The organism is Sorangium sp. So ce124, assembly GCF_051525235.1.
Lineage (GTDB): Bacteria > Myxococcota_A > Polyangia > Polyangiales > Polyangiaceae > Sorangium > Sorangium atrum.
Genome location: NZ_CP150312.1, coordinates 5,095,798 through 5,117,432, shown reverse-complemented (window position 1 = coordinate 5,117,432; position 21,635 = coordinate 5,095,798). Strand labels below are relative to the sequence as shown.

Below are 21,635 nucleotides of genomic sequence, written 5' to 3'. Positions count from 1 at the left end.
CGATCGTCGCAAGGCCGCCAAACCGCCGCGCGAGCGCCCGCGAGCGTGCCCGGCCGGTTACAGGGTCCCCTGCCTCCCCTGCGCACCAGCGTGCCATACCGCCCTCGGTCGAGACGCGGTAGTCATCATGCCGATGTTCGCCGCTCGACCAGGCCTACCAATGCTCAGGCCGCCAGGCCGCCCCCGGACACTCGGCCGTTCATGTCGCCCGAGCACGCCGGGCAGCTCGGCTTGCCGCTCGATGATCCCTCCGACCGGCGCTCCCTGAAGAGATGATGCGCCCCTCTGTGTCATTGCTCAAAGCGACGCTCGAGTCGGCGGCGGATGGGATACTGGCCGTCGATCTCTCTCGGCGCATCGTGCTCTTCAACCGCCGTTTTGCGGAAATTTTCCTCATTCCGGACGAGGTCCTGGCCCGCCGGGGCGACGCGTACGCGTTGGATTTCGTGCGCGATATCATGCGAGATCCCGATGGGTTTCGGAGCAGGATCGAAGCCATCTACGCTCGCCCGGACGCGACCAGCTTCGATGTCTTCGAGCTCAAGGACGGGCGGCTCATCGAGTGCTACTCGCTGCCCCAGTACCTAGCCCGGGCCGTGGTCGGGCGGGTCTGGAGCCACCGCGACGTGACGGCGCGAGTGCGCGCGGAGCGGCAACGCGACCGGCTCCTCTTGGAGGAGCGGCGGGCGCGCGCCGAGGCGGAGGAGGCGGTCCGCCTGCGCGACGAGTTTGTCGCCATTGCCTCTCACGAGCTCCGAACACCGCTCACGAGCCTGCAGCTCGTCGTGCAGGGCCTGGAGCGATGGCTCGCGCCAGGGATGGACGTCGAGCGCGCGCGCTCGGCGCTGCTCCGATGCAAGCGGCAGATCCGGCGCCTCGCAGCCCTCGTCGACGGGCTCCTCGATGTCTCCTGCATCCAGGCGGGGGGGCTCGATCTCAAGCTGAGCGAGGTCGATCTGCGCGAGGTGATCCGCGATGCCGCCGCGCAAGTCGCGGACCAGCTCGCGCAGGAAGGCATTGAGCTGATCGTGCAGGCGGAGCGGCCAGTGGTCGGCCGCTGGGACGGCGACCGGCTGGAGCGGGTGGTCACCAGCCTGCTGGCCAACGCCATCAAGTTCGGCGGAGGGAGGCCGATCCAGATCGCGCTCGCGTCGGATGGTCGAATCGCCCGCCTGTCGATGACCGACCATGGGATCGGCATGGATCAAGAGACGCAGTCGAAGCTGTTCGAGCGATTCGGGCGCGGCGTTTCGGTGAGGCACTACGGAGGGCTGGGGCTCGGCCTCTACATCGCTCGCACCGCCGTCGAAGCGCACGGTGGTCGGATGTACGTGGAGAGCGAGCTAGGGCAAGGAGCGACCTTCACGGTCGAGCTGCCGCTGCCGCAAGCTGCGCCTGAGTCACCCTGAGGCGGGTGGGTCACCGCAGCGTCCCCCGAGGCCGCGCGCGCCGAGGCGCCGCGCCCGGGGCCGCCGGTCAAGGAGCCCGAAGCCGCGGCTCGCGCCTGGCCGGGCCCGTCGCTGCCGCCCAGGGCGCTGGCCTGCCCCCGCGGCATGCGGTACCCTTATTGCCGAGGGGGCTCGCGCGATGGGATGACCGACGAACCCAGGGTGAAGGGGGTGGCGTTTCGCTCCGTCTATGCGAGCTTTGGCAAGCTGCGCGGCGAACCTGTCCAGAAGCTCAGCCTCGATGCGATGTGTGAACCGCTGCGCGACGGCATCCGCTATGGCAGCCTCGTCTCCACCGGATGGTACCCGATCGCCTGGTACAAGGACCTGTTCCAGGCCATCCGGCGCGCCAGCGGCGAAGGCAAAGAGCTCATCCACCAGATTGGCCGCCAGTGCACCCACGACGACATGAGCGGCATCTACAAGGTCATCGCGGGCCTCATCTCCCCTTCCACCCTCTTCTCCCTCGGCCAGCGCGTCTTCTCCAACTACTACTCCGCCGGCCACGTCCGGGTCCTCGAATCCCGCCGCGGCTTCACCCGCGCTCTCTGGATCCGCTGCCAGGGCTTCGATGAGAACATGTGGACCGAAGTCATCGGCTCCTGCGAGCAGCTCCTCGTGATCGGCGGCGCCAACCACGTCCGCCAGCGCATCATCGCCGGCGGCGGCGACAACGACGATCACCTCGAGTTGACAGCACACTGGAGCTGAGGCTCGCGTCCAGAGCGTCCGTGAAGCGATCACGGCCACGCAAGCGCGACGTCGCCGAGCGGGGGCGCCGCCTCGTCGGCAGGGCCCCTGCAGGCAGCGCCCCATGAAACGACGCGTTCACATGAGTTTGCCTGAAGGATCGGCAAGCTCGGAGGCATCCATGCGACAGGAGACGATCTCGATGAAGCTAGCCCAGCCCACGGCGGCCACCCGCGCGAGCACCCCTCGATTCCTGGCCGTCCTTCTCTCGACGGGCACGGCGCTCGCGGGGTGCACCACCGAGATCGCCGTCATCGGTCGCGACCTCGGCGCCACGACCTCGTCGTCGCCCGCCTCGTCCTCGTCCAGCGCCGGCGGGGCTGATCCCGGCATCCTCGATCCCGGCGCCGGCGGCGACTCCGCCCAGGGCAGCGCCGGCGCTGGTGGGGACGAGCGTTGCGAGCCGAAGCTCGCGGGGGTGGTGCGCGACTTCAAGGCCTTCGACTCGGACGGCGGGCACCCCGACTTCGAGTACTTCGCGGGCGACGGCCTGAAAGGCATCGTCAAGCCCGAGCTCGGCCCCGACGACAAGCCGGTCTATGCGCATGAGGGCGGCACGGAGCACACGACCGGGCCCGAGGCGTTTTATCAGTGGTATCACGACGACCCGACGGTGAACGTACGGATTCCGTACGTCGTCCCTCTCACAGTGAGCGAACGAGGCCTCGGAGAATTCGCGGGATCGCAGTTCTTCCCGATCGACGATCAGGGGTGGGGTAACGAGGGGCGGGAACACAACTACGGCTTCACCTACGAGCTCCACATGACGTTCGAGTACCGACCGGGCGGCGTCTTCTGGTTCATCGGCGACGACGATCTCTGGGTGTTCGTCAACAGGCGCCTCGCGATCGACCTGGGCGGGCTCCACGTCTCGACCCCGGCGCAGCTCGATCTCGACGCGAACGCCGAGGAGCTCGGCATCGAGCCCGGCAAGGAGTATCCGCTCGACTTCTTCTACGCGGAGCGCCGCGGCGGCGGGTCGAGCTTCACGATCATGACGTCGTTCAAGTTCACGAACTGCGATCCGATCCTGAGGTAGCGCCGAGAGCGCGCTGCGCGCCGCGCGCCAGCTCAGGAGCTCGTCCGGGCCTGGGATCGGGTCGATCATTAGATCTCTCGGCGGGGCTCCCCTCCTCACCGTGAAGCTCTGATGATGGCACCATGAAGTTCGCGGACCTCTGTCGGCGCAGGCGACCGGCGCGAGCGCCTCCAGGGCGGCGACCCCCCCTCGCCGGCCGCCCTGTGCACCTAGCCGGGATCGATCAGGAAGACCCCACGCTCGTCACCATGTCGCGTAGACCGGGCTCGAATCCGTATAGCAGCCGTCGCCGTGATTGTAGCAGGCCGCGACCCAGTTCTGGCAGGCCCAGAGGGCGTCGGATCGCGTATGACCCCACCAGATCGTGACACGGCCGACTTCCTTCCAATACCCCCACCACTGCTTGCAAACCCATGTGGATTCAAGCGCTTGTTGCGCGGCTCCAACCGCCTCCGCCGCGTCGGGGTCGATCGCGTCCGCTGACTCGGGCTGGGTCTCCTGCTCTCCATCGCCTTCGAGGGGAGCCTCGCCGACGCAGCCGCCGAGCACGGCGGCGGCGCCTAGGAGCGTGAGCGAGAGGACCACCTTGCTGAACAAGCTCATCTTTTCATTCTCCTGGGAGTTTTTTCTGGAGGGGACCGTTCGCATCCAGGTCTCCCTCGCGTCTGGTGGATGCTCCGGTGGCGGGCCGTCCTTCACCAAATCGTCTGCGGTCGTCTCTTCATCGCCAGTCCCCCTCCCTCTCCGCCCAATGCACCGCTCGATCCGGCGCCGGCCGGCGACGATGGCTCAGAGTCATGAGGTTGGATGACACCTGCGTCTCTCGCCTCCTACGTCGGCGTGATGGGCCCGTGACGATGCGGAAAATTGCGCGGCTCAGGGCTTGACCTCGCGGCCGACCCTCCGGCAGACTGCCGCGCCTCGAGCACCTATGCCGCACAAAGTCTGCGTCGCCGCGCCGTTCGCGCTGGCGTCCGCCTTGCTCCTCCATGCCGAGGCCGTCCGCGCGTCGGGCGCGCTGGAGATCACCGGCGCTCCCACGAGCGCCAACGGGCTGAACGCACGGGTGCTCGCGCGGGGACCCGAGGCCGCGTTCTTCAACCCGGCGCTCCTGCCGTACGCGGCGGCGACGACGCAAGCGGGCTTCTTCGTGCTCGTCACGCACGGCGACATCACCCTCGCCCCGCGCCCCCCTGGCGTCGACGTGCCCGAGTCGGTCTACGATGGCCAGATCCGGAATCCGGACGGCTCGACCTCTCGTCTCACCCACCGGCCCATGCCGGGGTCGAAGCTCCCGAGCCCGCGGGCTGACACGCGCGACCGGCAGACCAACACGTACGCGACCCTCGGGTTCGTGAGGCCGCTCTACGAGGACCGCCTCGTCCTGGGCTTCTACGCCCTGCTGCCGCTCAGGAGCTTCCAGGAGCAGCGGGCCTTCTTCGCCGACGAGCGCGCGCAGTACTTCTCGAATCGGCTGGAGTTCGAGCTGCTGGGAGATCGGTTGTCGGTCACCAGCCTGGCCGTGTCGATGGCGGGCCGGATCACCCGCTGGTTATCCGTGGGGGCGGGGGTCGACGTCACGATCGGCACCAGCGCGCGGACCGCCGTCCACGTGCCCGACGCGAGCGACCAGCGGACCGCCCTCATCAACCCCGACGTGGAGGTCGAGAGCGTCTTCGCTCCTTACTTCGCCTTCGCGACCAGCCCAGCCCCCTGGCTGCGCCTCTCGGCCACGCTCCACCTCGCCTCGGCGTCGGACACCGACGGCGAGAACAGGATCCGCTTCTGGAACTACACGTATCCCGAGGGCGAGAGCTCGGTCCCGCAGGCCTATCGCTTGACGCTCGGCCACCAGCCGACGCGCGTCAGCGTCGGGGCCTCGGTCACGGGCCCGCCGAGCGAAGACCGAGGGGGCGAGCGCGCCGCGCGCTCGAAGGGCCCGGCGCTGCCCTCCTGGGAGATCGGCGGGCACGCGCTCCTGACGCGGTGGTCGGAGTACCGCGATCGGCACGCCGAGGCCCCGCCCGACCCGTGGTCGAGCACGGTGTCCGTGGGGCTCGGCGGCGCGGTCGTGCTGGGGAGCCGCAGGCTCTCTGCCGACGTGGCCTTCACGCCGTCTCCGGTGCCGGACCAGACCGGCAGGACCAACTACGTCGACAACGCGCGCCTCGCGGTCGCCGCCTCGTTCGAGACGCCGGTGTCGCTCTTCGGCGCCGACTTCGGGGTGGGCGCGTTCCTGCACGGCCAGCTGCTCGTGCCGCGGGAGGTGTCGAAGAGCCCGTCCGCCAGGAATCCCGTGTTCGACGAGGTCCCCGACAACCTGGTCGACATCGTGAGCGGCGAGCCGCTCGACGGCATCGACGGGCTGCAGACGAACAACCCAGGTTATCCCGGCTTCTCCAGCGGCGGGTGGCTGGCCGGCGCCGGCTTCATGCTGCGGTTGCCCGAGTGAGCCACACAGCGAAGCCGGCGTCCTCTTGATGGATCGGTGACCCGGCGGCGCTGGGTCACGAGGCGCGCCGCGACCGCCGGGAGGGGCTTTACTGGAAGAGCGTGTCGCCCCTTTCCTTGATCCAGGCGCAGTCCGCGTCGTCAGGGGTACGGACCATCACGAAGGTGCTGCTGCACTCCTCCGGATCGGGATACGTCCTCGAGGCGGCCATGGTCGCCTTGAGGCTCGCAGGATCCGTTTCGAGCACGCTCTGCTCCGACACGAACCCGAGTCGACCCTCGATGCGGTAGGTCGCGACCGCCACGCCGTCGAGCTCGGTCCGCGCCCGCTCGGCCACGTACACCGACCCGTCGATGAGCCCCTGGAGCTGAACCGTCATGCCCGGGTGTCCATCCTCGTCCTGATCGACGACGCGAGCGTCCGCCGGATCCGTGGGCAGCTCGTCCTGAGCCGGGTCGTCGAGCGCCGCGCCGATCACCTCGTGGAGGGGCCCAAGCTTGTAGCGGAGCCCCCCTTCGCCCGCCGCGAACGTGCCCTCGCGGGTCACCGGCGCGAGCGCCCCGCGGAAGCTGTCCGGGATGACGGCGTGCACGATCGCGTCCGGGTCCTCGGTGTAATGGTCGCAATACGTGCCCTGCAAGGAAATGGCGTCTCCGCGCTGCTGCTGCGTGATGAGCATCACGCTGACGATGCGCGTCTGGAACGGCGGGAGCCCCTGCGCCTGCGTGAGCTGCGACCCGATGGCGCGGTACGCCCACGTGCCGGAGACATCCGTGACGTCCGGCGCCGCGGTCGGAGCGCAGCCCGGCGATTCCCCGCCCGCACCACCTCCCGTCCCCGCGGAGCCCGTGCTCGTCGTGGCGCCCGTCGTCGTGGCGCCCGTGTCGTCAGCAGGATCCGATCCACAACCCAGGAGGGGCAAGGCAAGCAATCCAACGAACAGGTTGTACCTCATTCAAAGCTCCATCCATCGCTGGCCCGCGCGTCGAGGCGGCCGTGAGGATGGCCGCTTTCGGTCGTCCATGGCCAGCTCGTCTGCGTTCGGACGACCGGCGCGGTTGTTAGCATGAGCGCGCGCGCTGGAGGTGCGCCGACGCGCCTGCTCCGCATTTTTTCCGCCGCATCCCGATGCGCTCTTCGGTGGGGCCTGGGTCGGGTTTTCACTCGGCGCCGCCGGGCGTCATGGCTCTCCGTCTTCAGCTCTCTTTCCCGATTCCATTCTCCACTTCACGGATGTCTATCACACGATGAGGGTCGCGATCGATCGCGTATGTGCGCGGCATGTGGACGGATCGGATCCGGATATTATATGATGAGCGTCGGCGTGGCCTCGCCGGCGCGAGTGGACGCCTGCGTGGTCCTGCGCCCATCTCGACTCGATTGCACCAGTACCACATCGGGGGGACGATATGACGTACATCAGGAGACACACGGCGCTGCTGGCAATATCGGCCACGACCGGGATCATGGGCTGCATCACGACATCCGGATCGAGCGACGAAGCGACGGGGGCGAACGAGGAGATCGTCGAAGAAGCCTCGAGCGCCCTCACCCGGGCGCCCATCTACGTGGGGCCGAATGTCTTTGTCCGGCGTGTCTTTCTGCGCTTCACCCCCAACGCCGACGGCCCGGTGGCCATGGCCGTTCAGGTCGGCGCCATGGTCAGCCTCGTCTGCCACACGAGAGGCGATTATGTGAATGGCAACAACCTCTGGTACAAGCTCGACAATGGCTACTACGTCCCCGACGCGGCGGTATGGACGGGCACCAACTACCCTGTCGAAGCGCCCTGTGCAGACTAGAACAGCGTTCCCCAAGTTCGTTCCTGGTCCCCTCGCCTAGAGAAGACCATGGTGCCGTCGTCCACCGGACCGAGCTTCATCGCGAGCAGATCGAGGACGTAGTTCTGGCGGAAGTACCACGGCGCCTTCGATCCCTGCTTGGGCAGGTGGTCCGCCGAGCGCTGCACGTAGCCCGACGTCAGGCCGAGCAGCGGCCGAGGATCGGGGACGGATTCGTCATGGCGCGGCAAGCACTGCCGGTAGCCGTGGCGATCCATGTGGTTGAGCAGCCGGCAGACGTACGTCGAGGCCAGCTCCGCGCGGAGCGTCCACGAGGCGTTCGTGTAACCGAGGCAGAGCGCGAAGTTCGGGACGCCGCCCAGCATCAACCCCTTGTAGATGAACGACCTGCCGGGATCGAGGACGTCGCCGTCGACGTCGATGCGTATACCGCCGCAGAGCAGGAGCTCCAGGCCCGTCGCCGTCACGATGATGTCCGCCTGGAGCTCCTTGCCCGACTCGAGCAGGACGCCGTTCTTCGTGAACGTCCGGATGCTGTCGGTGACCACCGAGGCGCGCCCCTCCGTCACCGCACGGAAGAGATCGGCGTCCGGCACGAGGCAGAGGCGCTGATCCCACGGATCGTAGTGAGGATTGAAGTGTGTATCGATGTCGAAGTCGGGCGGCAGATGCCTGGCGACGCCGCCGCGGAGCATCCGCCTGGCCAGCCCCGGCGCGCGTTGACAGATCTGGTAGATGAGCAGGCTGAGCGCGACGTTCTTCCAGCGGGCGACGCGGTGGGCCATCCGCTCCGGCAGGTGCTCGCGGATCGCGTTCGCCATGGGATCCTCCGAGGGCAATGAGGCGATGTAGCTCGGTGAGCGCTGGAGCATCGTCACATGCGCTGCGTCGGCGGCCATCGCGGGCACAAGCGTCACGGCCGTGGCGCCGCTGCCGATGACGACGACGCGCTTGCCCCGGTAGTCGAGATCCTCCGGCCACTGCTGGGGGTGCACGAGCTGTCCCTGGAAGTCGTCGCGGCCGGGAAAGCTGGGCGTATACCCGCTCTCGTAGCGGTAGTAGCCGCTGCAGATATAAAGGAAGCTGCAGGAGTAGCGGACGAGCTCCTCGCCTGGGCCGACGTCCACCTCGACGGTCCACCGCGCGTGCTCCGAGGACCATGACGCGGATCGAACGCGGTGATTGAACCGGATGTGCCGGTCGATGCCGAGCTCCCGGGCCGTGTCGCGCACGTAGTCGCGGATCGACCGCCCGTCCGCGATCGCCTTGGCCTCCTTCCAGGGGCGGAAGGAATAGCCGAGCGTGAACATGTCCGAGTCCGAGCGGACTCCAGGGTAGCGGAAGAGGTCCCAGGTACCGCCGATCGCGCTGCGCCCCTCGAGGATCGCATACCGCTTGCCCGGGCAGCGCGTCTGGAGGTGGTAGCCGGCGCCGATGCCGGAGAGGCCGGCGCCTACGATCAGGACGTCGAAGTGCTCGGTGGACATGCTGGGTTCCCGGAGGCGAGCGCCGTGGCGCTCCAGGACCCGAGCATAGCGTGGCGGTTCACGGCTGAGCTCGGCGCCACGCGCACATTTCGGGGCGCCGCGCGGCGGCGGCGCGGCGGTGAGGAGGCGCGTCAGCGCGCAGGCGGGCGCTGGCGCGCGGTTGATCAGGCCGCCGGTACGCCGCTCGCGGCCGGCGTGGCCATCCCTGCCGCCTCACCTTCCGACGCGGGCTTAGCCGAGGCAGCGCCCGCCGGCCGCCGGATGAAGAGCCCCGCGACGAACGCCACGAAGGCCGCGACGCCGACGATGAACAGGCTGTCTCCGACGAACCGCATCCAGCGCAGGGCCTCGAGGACCGGCTGCTGCAAGAACTCCGCGCTCCGCGCGTACCACAGCCCGCGCTCGACGCTGGCCCACGCCTGCGCGAGCCCGATCGGCAAGAGGCTCAGGAGGATCATGAGGCCGAGGCCGCCGTTCATCCCCCAGAACGCCACCCGGAGCCGCGCCTCGTTCCACACCGCATCGGGGCGCAGGCGGCGGAGCATCACCAGCACGAGGCCGAGGGACAACAGCCCGTAGACGCCGAAGAGGGCGGCGTGCGCGTGCACGGGGGTCGTGTTGAGGCCCTGCATGTAATAGAGGGCGATCGGCGGGTTGATGAGGAAGCCGAACACGCCCGCGCCCACGAAGTTCCAGAACGCGACCGCGACGAAGAACTGGATGGGCCAGCGATAGGCCTGCATCCACCCGCTCCGGTGCTGCATCTGCCAGGTCTCGCGCGCCTCCATCCCGACGAGGACGAGGGGCACCACCTCGAGGGCGCTGAAGCTCGCGCCGACCGCCATCACCGAGACCGGCGTGCCGCTGAAGTAGAGGTGGTGGAACGTGCCGGGGATGCCCGAGATGAGGAAGATGCAGGTCGACAGGATCGCCGCCCGCGCCGCGCTGTCCGGACGCACGAGGCCGAGCCGGGTGAACAGGAACGCGATCGCCGCGGTGGCGAACACCTCCATGAACCCCTCGACCCAGAGGTGGACGACCCACCAGCGCCAGTACTCCATGACCGACAGGTGGGTCTTCGCGCCGTAGAAGAGCCCCACGCCGTAGAACATCCCGATGGCGACGGTGGCGCCGGTGAAGAGCAGCACGATGTGCCGGCTCATGTCGCGCCGGGCGAGCGCGGGCCAGAGCGCGCGCAGCATCAGGAAGAGCCAGAGCGCGAGCCCGCCGAAGAGCGCAATCTGGAAGGCGCGGCCGAGGTCGACGTACTCGTACCCCTGGTGCCCGAACCAGAACGAGGTCTCGAGCGAGAAGCGCTGCTTGATCGCCAGCCACTCTCCCGCGAGCGAGCCGAAGACCACGAGGACGAGCGCCCCGAAGAGGACGTTCACGCCGAGCCGCTGCCCCCTCGGCTCACGCCCGCCCACCGCCGGCGCGAGGAACAGCCCCGTCGCGAGGAACGCGGTCGCGATCCAGAAGACGCCGAGCTGGACGTGCCAGGTGCGCGTCACCGCGTACGGCAGGATCTCCCCGAGCGGCAGCCCGAAGACCTCGTTCCCCTCGACGGTGTAGTGCGCGGTCAGCACGCCGAGCGCGACCTGGAGCACGAGCAGCGCGACCACCACGACGCAGTACTTCCCGACGGCCCGCATCGACGGGGTGAGCACCCACCCCGCGAGCGGATCGCGCGCCGGCGCAGGGTCGGACGGCTCCTCGCTACGGCGGAACGCGTGGTACCAGACGAGCGCGCCGATCCCGGCGAGCAGCAGGACGATGCTCACGATCGACCAGATCACGTTGGCGCTCGTGGGGACGTTGCCGACGAGCGGCTCGTGAGGCCAGTTGTTGGTGTAGCTGGCGCCGGTGCCAGGGCGCTCCGCGGCCGCGGCCCACGAGGTCCAGAAGAAGAACGCCGTCAGCTTGTCGCGCCGCCCGGCGTCGGGGACCGCGGCCGTGTGCAGCGCGTAGCTCTCGCGCAGGCCGGCGAGGCTCGGCTCGTCGCCGAAGAGCGCGCGGTAGTGCGCCGCGGTCTCCTCGATCGCCAGCGCGCGATCCTCGGAGACCGTGAGCGCGCCGGTCGCGGCGTCATAGCCATTCTGGCGCATCGTCCGCTGGAGCCGCGCCTTGAGGGCGGCCTGCGCCTCGTCCGGGAGCGACGCGAACGGCGCGCCGTGCTCTCGCTGGCTCCAGAGCGCGAGCTGCGCCTCGGCCTCGCGATGGAGCCAGTCCGCCGACCAGTCCGGCGCCTGGTAAGCGCCGTGCCCCCAGACGCTGCCGACCTGCTGTCCGCCGATGCTCTGATAGACCAGCTGCCCGTCCAGGATGTCGTCCTTCGTGAGCAGCACCCGGCCGGACGGCGTCTCCACCCGCTCGGGGATCGGCGGGGCCTTGCGGTACACCTCCCGGCCCGTGAAGCCGAGTATCAAGAAGCCAGCGGTGATGACGGCGGCGAGCGCCAGCCAGAGTCGTCGTAGGTTATGCATAGCGACCTCGTTGTTCGCGTGAGCCCCGGCGCGCCCGCGCCTCCGCGGCGCGACATCGGGAGCTCCGGCCGTGACGCCGGCCATGAAGCAGGCGGCGTGCCTCGCGCGTGCCCCGTTGTTTTCGCGGCGCGCGGCCATGCGCCGGAGGCGGTGGGGCGCACCGTTTGCACGAAGGCGCACCCGCGGCTCGACCTCCTCTGCCAGGCCGAGGCGCCAGGAAGCGTCGCCCCGGACACCGCGGCGGCGCGCGCGAGCCGGCTCATCAGCGCGCGCGAGCCCAGCGCCGAGCGGCTCGGCCTGGTCGCCGCCGCTCGCCGGCGGGCGGCGTCGCGGGCGCCGGGCGCGAGCCTGGGCCTACCGTCGCGCCGGGGCCTCCGGCTGGGGTATCCTCGGCCGCGCGCGCCGCTCCCCTACCCCGGCGCCGTCGCGGAGGCCCTCCCCATGTTCAAACGCATCGCGCACGTCTGTCTCAACGTGAGAGATCTGCAGCGCTCGGTCGATTTCTACGGCAAGCTCGGGTTCGCCACCAAGTTCAGCTTCACCCGCGAAGGCGCGCCGTTCGGCGCGTACCTCGAGATCGCCGACGGCAACTATGTGGAGATGTTCGAAGACCGGAACCTCGGCGAGGTGGTCAATACCGGGATCGCCCACTTCTGCCTCGAGACCGACGACATGGACGCCGTGATGGCGACGCTGAAGAGCCGCGGCGTCCCGTTCACCGAGAAGAAGCTCGGCTGCGACAACACGTACCAGATCTGGCTGGCGGACCCCGACGGCAACAAGTTCGAGGTGCACCAGTACACGCCGACCAGCACGCAGTACACCGGAGGGGTGATCGAGGCGGACTGGTAGCCGCCGGCCACAGGGCGGCAGCCGGGGTTGGATGGGGGGGCGCTCCCTCGCGTGCGCGTGGCGAGGAGCGAGGAGCGAGGAGATCGGCGGGCTCATCGGTGCAGAGGAGCGGTGGAGCGGTGGACAGAGGAGCAGCCGAATGGCAACCAGAGTCCATGGACAACCGACGATCATGCCGCCGGTGGGCCCGGCGCGGCGCGGCTCAGGTGCTCCTGGTCGGCGCCGGCGCGGGCGCGCTGGCCTCCTGCTCCCCCAAGCGAGCCGAGGTCACACCGCAGCCAGCGCCCACCGACAGGATCCTCACGGGCGCCGACGCGCTGGGCGACTGGACAACGGACGCGCCAGGCGTAAAGCGCAAGATCACCGTCGCCGACCTCCCCGCGCCCAACGAGGGCGAGTCGGCGAACAACAGTCCGAGCAAGGCAGATCGTCCAGCCGGTGTGTTCCCCAAAGTCCCGTCGGGATTCACCGTCACCGAGCTCGCCACGGGTCTGGAGAAGCCGCGCGTCGTGCAGGTGGCGCCGAACGGCGACGTGTTCGTCGCCGAGAGCGCGGCGGACCGGGTGCAGGTGCTCCGGGACACGGACGGCGACGGCAAGGCCGACCTCCGCAGCGTCTACGCCGAGGACCTCAACCGCCCCTTCGGCATCGCCTTCTATCCGAGCGGCACCGAGGCGCCGACGCACGTCTACATCGCGAACACCGACAGCGTGGTGCGGTTCCCTTACAAGGCGGGCGACACCAGGGCCAGCGGCCCGGCCGAGGCGCTTGTCACCAACATCCCCTCGGGCAAGGAGGCCGTGGGCGGCGGCGGCCACTGGACCCGCGATATCGCGTTCAGCAAGGACAACCAGCGAATGTTCGTGTCCGTGGGCTCCCGCTCCAACGTCGATGACGACGACGACGAGATCCGGCGCGCGTGCATCCTGGCCTTCACGCCCGGCGGCAAGAACGAGGCGCTCTTTGCGTCAGGCATCCGCAACCCGGTCGGCCTGGCCATCGAGCCGGCGACGGGCGCGCTCTGGACCAGCGTGAACGAGCGCGACGAGCTGGGCGACAACCTGGTCCCCGATTACGTGACGCGCGTGCAAGAGGGCGGCTTCTACGGCTGGCCCTGGTACTACCTCGGCGCGCACCAGGATCCGCGGCACGAGGGCAAGCACCCCGAGCTCCGGGACAAGGTCATCGTGCCGGACGTGCTGATCCAGTCGCACTCGGCCTCCCTCGACCTGTGCTTCTACACGGGCCAGCAGTTCCCTGCCGACTACCAGGGACACATCTTCGCGGCGGAGCACGGCTCGTGGAACCGCTCGCGGCGCACCGGGTACAAGGTGATCCGCATCCCGGTCAAGGATGGCAAGGCAGCGGGGTATTACGAAGACTTCATGACAGGCTTCGTCACGAGCACCGGCGACGTGTGGGGTCGCCCGGTCGGCGTCGCGGTGGCCAAGGACGGCGCGCTGCTGGTGACCGACGACCAGAGCAACACCGTGTGGCGGGTGGCCTACGGCAAGTGAGACCGTGATGTGGTGCGGCCGGCGGGCACCGGCCAGGGTCAGAAATCGTGAAGAGGCAAATTCGACTAGCAATCAGAATTGCGTGATGAATTTCCACGCCTCGGGGGCGTTCCAGCTCGTCGATTGCCCGGGGTCCTTCGGCTCCCAGCCGTGCGGGCCGTCGAACACGCAGTACTTGGTGGGGTGACCTGCGGAGCAGCCCTTGTACTCGGTACACCTGTGGGGCTGGCCAGCTGCCGGGAAGGTGGTCGCCGACGGCTCCTCCATGCAGCCGTTGACCTTCGCGAATTCGGCTTGTTTGACGCGACCGCTGGTCGGCATGGGGGGGCCGCTGCTGTCACCGCTGGCTTGCGACGCGTAGTAGGCGATCGGCTTGGTCAACGTCGCCGTGCAGGAGCCCGTGAGATCTGCTCCCGAAAAGAAGGCGACGCCTCGGAACACGTCCGCGCGGGTGCAGGCGAGAGCCAACGACATCGCTCCCCCGAAGCTGAAGCCGGTGGCGAAGATCCGAGTTTTGTCGATGCAGAGATCTCCCTCGATCTCCTCCAGGATCGCGTCCGTCAGCTCCACGTCCGACTTGCTCCAGGAACCGGCGCCGTTCGCGGCGTCCGGCGCGACGAAAATGGTGGTCGCTCCAGTGTCGAGCGTCGCCATCGTGAAGTAGTTCCGGTTCGCCACCGACATGGCGGAGGATCCGGACTCCGCGAAGGCGAACACGAGCCGATACGGCGTGTCCTTGTCGTAATCGCTCGGCACGCGAAGGATGTACTTGCGAGAGGCGCCGCCGAACGAGATGTCGATCGTGCCGTTTTGCAGAGTCTTCGCTTTGCCGCAGCCAGCGCTCTTGACCGCGTCCGTTCCTGTCGCGCCGCCTGCGCTGCCGCCGGCTTGACCGCCACCACCGCTCGCCCCCCCCATGCCCGCGCCACTCGCGCTGCCGCCCGCGCCGCCGCTGGCACCGCCGGAATCGGAGCCACCCGCGCCCGCGGAGCCGGGCTGGCCACCGCCCGAGGTGCTGCCCGCGCTCGCGGCGTTACCACCGGCGCCCGCCTGCGCTTGGCCGCCCGCGCCTGCGACCCCCGGTTCTTCCGACGGAGGGGTGCTGCTCGACGAACAAGCAACACCCGAGAGTGAGAACAGGGCGAGGACCAGGGAGGAGCAACGGGCACTTGTCATCGGTAACTCCGCGCGCGCGAAGGGCGCGACTAGGACTCGACACTAGCTCATGGCCTCGCGACCAGCAATGGATTGAGGCGCGCCGGTTCATTTATGAAGCGACAGCTCAAAATAGGCGCGTCACCATATCGGCCGCGAGCGCGCAGGTATAAAGAAGCCGGATCGCTGCGCGAGGAAGCGTAGCGCGGCAGAGCGAAAGGGTGGGACCGCGAGCGTCGTGATGGCTCGGTCCTGGGTCGAATGAGCGTGGTCCGGGCGGCGCCGCGCGCGTTAAGCGGCGCATCGGCGTGCCGTGGGCACACGTGTCCGTCCGGGCCTTCGATGGCGCCGATCCCCTGGCCATTCATTGCCAAGGCAGCGCCAGGGGGCGTCGCAGGGCTCGAGTCTGCACAATCGAAGTTGTTGTGCATCCCCTCCCCTTGATCGTGGAAGCGGCGACTCCGCGCTTGCCAGCGGCTCACAAACGAACGGTGACCGCCTTCCCGTCGTACGTCACGGTGGAATCGGGCGTGGGCGTGTCCGTCGTCGAGAAGCCGACCGCCTTGCCATCGGTGACGAGCACCACCTGGAACGTGCGCTTCGCCGGCATGCCCTCCCACGCGCCCTGGCGCGCCCCGATGGTCAGCGCTCGCGCCGCGTCGTCCCAGGTCAGCTGGATGAGCGAGAATGCACCGCGCTCGTAATCGGTGCTCGTCCCCTGGTCCTCGTACAGCGTGAAGGTGCCGCCAGCGCCGCCATAGACCAGCAACGTGATGGGATCGGCCGCCTGCTGATCGACGTATTCCTGGACCGGTCCGATGGGGACGATCGAGCCCGCGCGCGCGTAGACGGGAATGGCGTCGATGGGCGCGGGGGCGGCGGCGATCGTCGTGCCTCCCGCGTAACGCATGCCCGTCCAGAAGTCGTACCAGGCCGGCGCCTGCGGCAGGTACACGGACCGGCTGGTGGCGCGGTAGGTGGTCACCGGTGACACGAGCAAGGCCGGCCCGAACATGTACTGATCGGCGATCGCGCGCGCCCGCGTGTCGGCACGGAAGTCCATCACCAGCGGGCGCATGATCGTCCCCCCCCGCTGGGTCGCCATGCCAGCGAGCGCGTAGACGTACGGCAAGAGCCGGTAGCGAAGGCGATCGAACTTGAGCTCCGCGAGGTACGCCGGCGCGTTGGTGTCGGCGCCCATGCTGTAGATCTCGCGCCGGGCGGCCCGCTGAGTGCCGGAGACGAGCGGCGCCTGGCCGTGGACCCGCAGGATCGGCGCGAAGGTCGCCATCTCGAACCAGCGCGCGTTCAGCTCGCGCCACTCGGCGAGATCGGCGGCCGCCGGCGTGCCGGCGGTGAAGCGCGCCGGCGGGGCGTACCCGCCCGCGTCCATGGTCCAGTAGGGAAGCCCCGAGATCGAGATCCCCAGCCCGGCCGCGATCTGCTTGCGCATCGCCGTCCAGGTAGAGGTGATGTCCCCCGACCAGACGACCGCACCATAGCGCTGCTGCCCCGCGAAGGCGCTGCGGGTGAGGATCAGCGGGCGCCTGTCGGGGGCAGCCGCGCGCTGCCCCTCGTAGATCCCCTGGCTGTGCATCAGCGAATAGGCGTTCAGCACAGCCGCGCCCTGACCGAGCGCCGTCGGGGTCATGCGGCTCTGGGCGCTCGCGAGGTGGGTGGCCGGGCTGGTCTTGCCCTCGACGTCTTCGTCGATGTCGGGCTCGGAGCCGTCGGCCCACCAGCCGTCGACCCCCTTCGAGAACAGGGCGTCGTTCACCTGGGACCAATAGGCGGCGCGCGCCTCCGCGCTGAAGGCGTCGTAGTAGGTGAAGACGTTCCCCTGGAAGTCGCGCTTGCCGTCGGTGATGTTCCGCTTGTAGAGCGCCCCCATGCCGTCGAGCTCGGCGTAGTTCGCCGTGCCGGTCACGAACTTGGGCCACGCGGAGATCAGCAGGTGGGCGTGGTGCTGATCGTGAATCGCGGCTGTCCAGGCGGCGGGATCGGGGAAGCGCGTCCGGTCGAACTGGTGCGACCCCCAGGTGCCGTCCGGCCAGTACTGCCAGTCCTGCACGATCACATCGATGGGGATGTGCCGGGACCGGTACTGCTGGAGGACGTCCAGGCTCTCTTGCTGCGACTGATAGCGATCGCACGACTGCCAGAACCCGAAGGCCCACTTGGGCAAGAGCGCCGCCGGCCCCGTCAGCGTGCGGTAGCCCGCGATCACGCCGTCGAGCTCGGGGCCGTAGACGAAGGTGTAATCGATGCCGTCGCCGACCTCCGACCAGAGCGAGATGTCGCGCGACGCGGGCGGCGGCTTCCAGAGCAGGCTGGCGATGCCGACGTCGATGTCCGCGGTCCACTGCAGGTGCACGGTGACCTTCTGACCGGCGTCGAGGTGCACGCGCGCCACGTCCGTCGACGGCAGCCACCCCTGACGCCAGTGGTCGATCACCCGCTGGCCATCGACGTCGAGGCGGATCGCCCCCGATGAATACGTGTAGAACAGGTAATCGCCCGCCGTCGTCGCCTGCACGGTCGTGGTGATGTCGGCGCTCTTGCTGGCGGCGGCGGCGAGCAGGTCGTCGTGATCGGCGTAGGCCACGCCCGGAACGTGCTGGGCGCGGTCGAGGTCGCCGAAGCGCGTGAACGAGGTGTTGTCCCAGAGGATCCCCCAACCGCGGCTCGACACCAGGAAGGGAATGAACACCTCGGTGTTGTACTGGTGGAAGTCGAGGTCGTAGCCCTTGATGTCCACGAGCCCCTGCTGGTGCTGGCCAAGGCCGTGGAGGGACTCGTCCGCCGCCGGCGTCCACCTCTGGTGCACGTTGTGGGTCGCCTGCCCTTGCACGGTCGCGGTCGTCACCGCGCGCCCGTTCGGCACCTCTGCCAGCAGCGACGCGCCCGAGGGATCGGTGAACGACACCGCGCCGGTCGCCTTGTCGACGCGGGCCGAGAGGGCGCTGGTGGAGAGGACGGTTTCGACCGCGGTCGACGTCACCTCGACGGCGGTCTTCTCGCAGCGGCGCGGGCCCGTCGCCGGGGTGGACCGCGAGAAGAAGGCGGTGTCGCCCGTGGGGGAGAAGGCCACCCGCACGATGTTCGGCGCGCAGGCCTCGAGCCGCAGAAGCCCAGCGCCCACCGGGACAGTGACCTGCTGCTCGGCGGGCGCGCCGCCGTCGCCGGCGCCGCCTTCCCCCCCGGCGCCCCCGTCTGAACCCGCGGGACCACCGACGCCGTCGCCGCCCCCCGGCGCCCCGGCGCCGCCACCACCGCCGCCGCCTCCGCCACCACCACTGCTGCTGCTACTGCCACTGCTGAGGGCGCCGTCCGCGCCGTCCGCGCCGCATCCCGCAGCCCCGGCGCCGAGGAGCAGGATGACCGCCGCCACCAGGCAGCGGGGGCGAACGCACCGTGCACGGCGCTCGTCACTCGAGCTGAAGGGCGCAAGAAATATCATAAATACGTGGATTGTTTCACGTTTGGCAGCACCCAGCGAACGATGGATCCGGTTCAGACGCTCTGACGCGCCAGCCGATCGGCGCGTCAGAGGCCCTGAGCTCAAGCCCCCGCGGCCGCCCTCGTCGCCCTCCTCGGTGAGGTCGTGGGCCGAATGTGAACGTTCACAAATCGGATGTCAATTCCAAACGGCGCGCCAGCGACCAGCCACGCGCCGATGGCAGACAAGCCCCCTCCGGAGCATCGCGTCAAGACAGGCGGGCACCGGCACGCGTGCAGCCAGCGGCAAGCTGCACATCGGCAACCACAACGGCTGCGGGAAATCGCCACCGACGCAGCGACCGTGGCCTGCCCGCCGCATCACTCTCACTCCGTCGAGGCCTCGCACGCGCGCTGCGGCGCGCTCACGTAGGCCTGACCGAGCTCGTTGAGCTCGCCGTCGTCGCCGAGCAGGCTCGCGTGCCGCACGTTGTCGGCGCGGCCCGAGAACCACGCGTACCTCGCGATCCGAGGCTCGTTCTCGAGGTACGCCAGCGCGTCGACGAGGAACTCCTTCTGCTCGGCGAGGGAGCCCGCGCTGTCGCACGCGAACTCCGTGAGCCAGAGGGGCTTGTCGAACCGCGACTTGTACGTCTCGACGTGGTTGATGAGCCACTGGGCCTGGTTGTCGCCTTCTCCCTTGCAGCCGGTGTAGATGTGGATGCCGATGTAATCGACACGGCACCCGCTGCACGCGGCGAAGAAGTCGTCCAGGTACTTGAATGGATCGGTCTCCTGGCAATCGCCGCCGCAGAAGTTCACGGCCGGCGACACGAGCGCGAGGCCGCGGGCGTCGGCCACCGCTTCGACGTGCGGCCAGAGCGCCGCGGCCTCGGCCGCGGAAAGATTGGCCTGAGCCCCGAAGTTCGGCTCGTTGAACCCGAGCAGGAACCTCGCCCCCTCCGGGATCTCGGAGGCGATGCGGTCGGCGGCGGCGCTGTCGAGGTTGCCCCCGCCCCACACCATCGGTACGTACTCGACGCCAAGCGTCCTGTAATAGTCGGGCCGGACACCCTCGTCCGGCACATGGGTCCAGTTGTACCACCAGGACACCGCCGGAGAGAGGACATCCATGTCGGCCTTCGAGTGATAGCCATACGCGAGGCCGCGCTTGCAGCCCGTCGGCTGAGCGCCGCCGCTGCCGCTCGAACTGCCCGCGCCGTTGCCGCTCGAGCTGCCCGCGCCGGCGCCGCTCGAGCTGCCCGCACCGCTGCTGCTCGCGCTGCCCGCGCCGGCGCCGCTCGCGCTTGCTCCACCGCTGCCGCTCGCGCTGCCCACGCCGGCGCCGCTCGCGCTGCCCACGCCGGCGCCGTTCGACCCCGACGACGCCTGTGTCTCGTCGTCGCTGCCAGAGCACGCCGGCACGCCGGCGAAGGACGCGAGCGCGGCGATGACGATCCACCGCACCGGAAGCTGACGGAAATTGTGCATGGTGTTCCTCGGTTCCATGGGGCTCACTCCGGCAGGCGCATCGAGAGCATGGCGTCGATCGCGCCGCGCGAGAGCCCGCCCGGCAGAGCGGGGAGCATCTCGGCAGCGGCGGAGGGGATCCTCTCGGGGTGAATGACCGCGACCTGGATCGTGCGCTGCGCCTCATCGAGCAGGATCATGAAGTAGCGATCGCCGATGGGCCGGCGCCACGTCGGGCAGCCGTCCGATGCCCCGCCGGCCTCGATGACGGGCCCCTCGTCGTAGGCCTTTTGCGCGCACGCATCCACGACCTCCACGTCCTCGGCGAGCTCGTCGCGATCACAGCCGCTCCCGCAGACGCTGCCGCCGACGTGCCCCTCCTGGTACGAGCGGACACCGGTGCTCATGAACTCGCGGTTGCTGTACTCGTTGTTGTCCATCACGACCTCGAACACGTTGATCTCGCCGCAGCCGTCGCCGACCGTGCCCGTCTTCGAGTAGCAGTTGCAGAGCCCGTTCCACTTGCGGCCACCGTCGCGGATGAGCTCGGACGCGACGAACGCGACCCACGGACCGGAATGGCCCTGCCCTCCGCCGTCGCATTTCTCGACGCCCGCGTCGTCGAACGTCATCGACGCCAGGAAGACGACGAGCTTCGAGCCCGCCCAGCCGAGGTGCATGACGCCCGGATCGTCGGGACAGTAATAGTCCTTGCCGTCACCGCACGCGAAGGGCCTGTCCTGCGTGAAGTACGTGACACAGTCCTTCTTCGTCAAATCACCCGTGAAGTCGGCGGACGTGGCCTGCCCTTCCGTGACGAGCAGGTTGGAGCCAACGCCGTCCTTCGCGTCCCACGACGAGACCATCTGCCAGGCGGCCGGGTCGCTGCCGGGCTGGTAGACGGCGAGCTGCTTCACGCGGATGGCCTTCATGATGAGGGTCATCTCCTCATCGAACGGGGCGAGCTTGTCGCTCGTCGCGTGATGCTCTGTCATGCAGCAGTGCCCGCCCCAGGTGTCGTCGCCGTCCTTGTAGTCGCACGCGGGGTCGCCCGGCTCGCGGTCGATGCGGCGGGGCCACCAGCCGGGCGCGCCGATGTTCGTGAACGTCATCGTCCCGCCGCGCGTCGGCGTGCTCGGCTCGGGCACGTGGGGTCCGAGACCCCCGCCGGCGCCCGTCGTGCCGGTGGACGGGCCTGCACCGGAGCCCGTCGTGCCGGTGGACGGGCCTGCGCCGGCGCCCGTTGGGCCGGTGGACGAACCTCCGCTCGCCTGGCCACCCTCGCCGCCCTGTCCTCCGGCATCACCTCCGTCACCGCAGGCGCACGCGAGGAGGACGAGGGCAGCCTGCACGAACGACGACGAGCGCTTCATGCCCGTGACTGTCTCCGGCGCGCGCGCGTTCCGTGATGGAAAACGGAGGGGTCAGCGCCGATAGGTCATCGAGAGGCCCACATGGGCGCCGTTCGGGCCCGATCTGCGCAGATCGCACGCAGTCGAGCCATGACCCATCCTGGAGCGAGGCCGCTCGAGCAGACATCCGCATGGGCTCCGCCCTCGCGTCCGTGCTCCACGAAAGCCCGCCTGACGCTACGCAGCGCCCTGGTGCGCCTCGACGCTGGCGCGCTCGTCGAGCTCACGCTCAGAGCCTCGCTGCCGACGCACGCAGACGCTCGTCGAGCTCGATGAACTCGCACGCTCGCACACAGGGCTCATGAAAAGAGATTGGCTCGAGTCGCCTCT

15 protein-coding genes are annotated in these 21,635 nt (G+C 69.2%); 7 read left to right on the top strand and 8 right to left on the bottom strand.

Going from position 1 to position 21,635, the window contains the following annotated elements; genetic code table 11:
• Positions 1–287 precede the first annotated feature (287 nt).
• From WMF19_RS19125 to WMF19_RS19115, 3 genes are all read left to right on the top strand, one after another.
• A complete protein-coding gene (locus WMF19_RS19125) occupies positions 288–1,409 on the top strand; it encodes an ATP-binding protein (protein ID WP_437900410.1) in 1,122 nt (373 codons plus the stop codon).
• A gap of 183 nt (positions 1,410–1,592) precedes the next feature.
• Positions 1,593–2,159 carry a hypothetical protein gene (locus WMF19_RS19120; RefSeq protein WP_437900409.1) on the top strand — a complete coding sequence of 189 codons (567 nt, stop codon included), beginning with the start codon at positions 1,593–1,595 and terminating at the stop codon, positions 2,157–2,159.
• Positions 2,160–2,319: 160 nt separating this feature from the next.
• Positions 2,320–3,237 (top strand): fibro-slime domain-containing protein, encoded by a 918-nt coding sequence (locus WMF19_RS19115; protein WP_437900408.1) that lies wholly within the window; start codon positions 2,320–2,322, stop codon positions 3,235–3,237.
• 243 nt (positions 3,238–3,480) lie between these two features.
• Here WMF19_RS19115 and WMF19_RS19110 read toward each other — a convergent pair whose 3' ends face one another.
• The gene (locus WMF19_RS19110) at positions 3,481–3,840 is read right to left on the bottom strand and encodes a hypothetical protein (protein ID WP_437900407.1); all 360 of its coding nucleotides are present in this window, start codon (positions 3,838–3,840) and stop codon (positions 3,481–3,483) included.
• A 328-nt stretch (positions 3,841–4,168) separates the two neighbouring features.
• On the opposite strand from WMF19_RS19110, the gene WMF19_RS19105 reads away from it, so the two are divergent.
• Positions 4,169–5,689, top strand: coding sequence for a hypothetical protein (locus tag WMF19_RS19105; protein WP_437900406.1), 1,521 nt, complete (start codon positions 4,169–4,171; stop codon positions 5,687–5,689).
• Positions 5,690–5,777: 88 nt separating this feature from the next.
• Here the strand turns inward: WMF19_RS19105 and WMF19_RS19100 are convergent, their stop codons facing one another.
• Complete coding sequence (locus WMF19_RS19100) at positions 5,778–6,644, bottom strand: hypothetical protein (RefSeq protein ID WP_437900405.1); 867 nt, start codon at positions 6,642–6,644, stop codon at positions 5,778–5,780.
• Between the two features lie 454 nt (positions 6,645–7,098).
• Between WMF19_RS19100 and WMF19_RS19095 the strand changes: the two genes are divergently transcribed.
• Complete coding sequence (locus WMF19_RS19095) at positions 7,099–7,491, top strand: hypothetical protein (RefSeq protein ID WP_437330015.1); 393 nt, start codon at positions 7,099–7,101, stop codon at positions 7,489–7,491.
• Here WMF19_RS19095 and WMF19_RS19090 read toward each other — a convergent pair.
• Together WMF19_RS19090 and WMF19_RS19085 are read right to left on the bottom strand one after the other, a co-directional pair.
• Entirely contained in the window at positions 7,488–8,978 is a 1,491-nt protein-coding gene (locus WMF19_RS19090; RefSeq protein WP_437900404.1) for a flavin-containing monooxygenase, read from the bottom strand. The genes WMF19_RS19095 and WMF19_RS19090 overlap by 4 nt on opposite strands.
• Before the next feature lie 164 nt (positions 8,979–9,142).
• Positions 9,143–11,461 carry a nitric-oxide reductase large subunit gene (locus WMF19_RS19085; protein ID WP_437900403.1) on the bottom strand — a complete coding sequence of 773 codons (2,319 nt, stop codon included), beginning with the start codon at positions 11,459–11,461 and terminating at the stop codon, positions 9,143–9,145.
• 96 nt (positions 11,462–11,557) lie between these two features.
• On the opposite strand from WMF19_RS19085, the gene WMF19_RS19080 reads away from it, so the two are divergent.
• A complete protein-coding gene (locus WMF19_RS19080; RefSeq protein ID WP_437900402.1) occupies positions 11,558–12,313 on the top strand; it encodes a VOC family protein in 756 nt (251 codons plus the stop codon).
• Between the two features lie 155 nt (positions 12,314–12,468).
• On the top strand, positions 12,469–13,830 hold the full coding sequence (locus WMF19_RS19075; protein WP_437900401.1) for a PQQ-dependent sugar dehydrogenase: 1,362 nt from the start codon (positions 12,469–12,471) through the stop codon (positions 13,828–13,830).
• A gap of 72 nt (positions 13,831–13,902) precedes the next feature.
• Here WMF19_RS19075 and WMF19_RS19070 read toward each other — a convergent pair whose 3' ends face one another.
• The 4 genes from WMF19_RS19070 to WMF19_RS19055 form a co-directional block, all read right to left on the bottom strand.
• Positions 13,903–15,006: an alpha/beta hydrolase family esterase gene (locus tag WMF19_RS19070; protein ID WP_437900400.1), complete on the bottom strand. Its 1,104-nt coding sequence runs from the start codon at positions 15,004–15,006 to the stop codon at positions 13,903–13,905.
• Between the two features lie 457 nt (positions 15,007–15,463).
• Complete coding sequence (locus WMF19_RS19065) at positions 15,464–18,376, bottom strand: TIM-barrel domain-containing protein (RefSeq protein ID WP_437900399.1); 2,913 nt, start codon at positions 18,374–18,376, stop codon at positions 15,464–15,466.
• Positions 18,377–18,810: 434 nt separating this feature from the next.
• Positions 18,811–19,914: a glycoside hydrolase family protein gene (locus WMF19_RS19060; protein ID WP_437900398.1), complete on the bottom strand. Its 1,104-nt coding sequence runs from the start codon at positions 19,912–19,914 to the stop codon at positions 18,811–18,813.
• Between the two features lie 23 nt (positions 19,915–19,937).
• Positions 19,938–21,266: a DUF2403 domain-containing lipoprotein gene (locus tag WMF19_RS19055; RefSeq protein ID WP_437900397.1), complete on the bottom strand. Its 1,329-nt coding sequence runs from the start codon at positions 21,264–21,266 to the stop codon at positions 19,938–19,940.
• Positions 21,267–21,635 lie beyond the last annotated feature (369 nt).

Coding starts and splice junctions, on each gene's coding strand:
- WMF19_RS19120 (WP_437900409.1), top strand. CDS start 1,593: ATGACCGACGAACCCAGGGTGAAGGGGGTGGCGTTTCGCTCCGTCTAT.
- WMF19_RS19115 (WP_437900408.1), top strand. CDS start 2,320: ATGCGACAGGAGACGATCTCGATGAAGCTAGCCCAGCCCACGGCGGCC.
- WMF19_RS19110 (WP_437900407.1), bottom strand. CDS start 3,840: ATGAGCTTGTTCAGCAAGGTGGTCCTCTCGCTCACGCTCCTAGGCGCC.
- WMF19_RS19105 (WP_437900406.1), top strand. CDS start 4,169: ATGCCGCACAAAGTCTGCGTCGCCGCGCCGTTCGCGCTGGCGTCCGCC.
- WMF19_RS19100 (WP_437900405.1), bottom strand. CDS start 6,644: ATGAGGTACAACCTGTTCGTTGGATTGCTTGCCTTGCCCCTCCTGGGT.
- WMF19_RS19095 (WP_437330015.1), top strand. CDS start 7,099: ATGACGTACATCAGGAGACACACGGCGCTGCTGGCAATATCGGCCACG.
- WMF19_RS19090 (WP_437900404.1), bottom strand. CDS start 8,978: ATGTCCACCGAGCACTTCGACGTCCTGATCGTAGGCGCCGGCCTCTCC.
- WMF19_RS19085 (WP_437900403.1), bottom strand. CDS start 11,461: ATGCATAACCTACGACGACTCTGGCTGGCGCTCGCCGCCGTCATCACC.
- WMF19_RS19075 (WP_437900401.1), top strand. CDS start 12,469: ATGGACAACCGACGATCATGCCGCCGGTGGGCCCGGCGCGGCGCGGCT.
- WMF19_RS19070 (WP_437900400.1), bottom strand. CDS start 15,006: ATGACAAGTGCCCGTTGCTCCTCCCTGGTCCTCGCCCTGTTCTCACTC.
- WMF19_RS19060 (WP_437900398.1), bottom strand. CDS start 19,914: ATGCACAATTTCCGTCAGCTTCCGGTGCGGTGGATCGTCATCGCCGCG.
- WMF19_RS19055 (WP_437900397.1), bottom strand. CDS start 21,266: ATGAAGCGCTCGTCGTCGTTCGTGCAGGCTGCCCTCGTCCTCCTCGCG.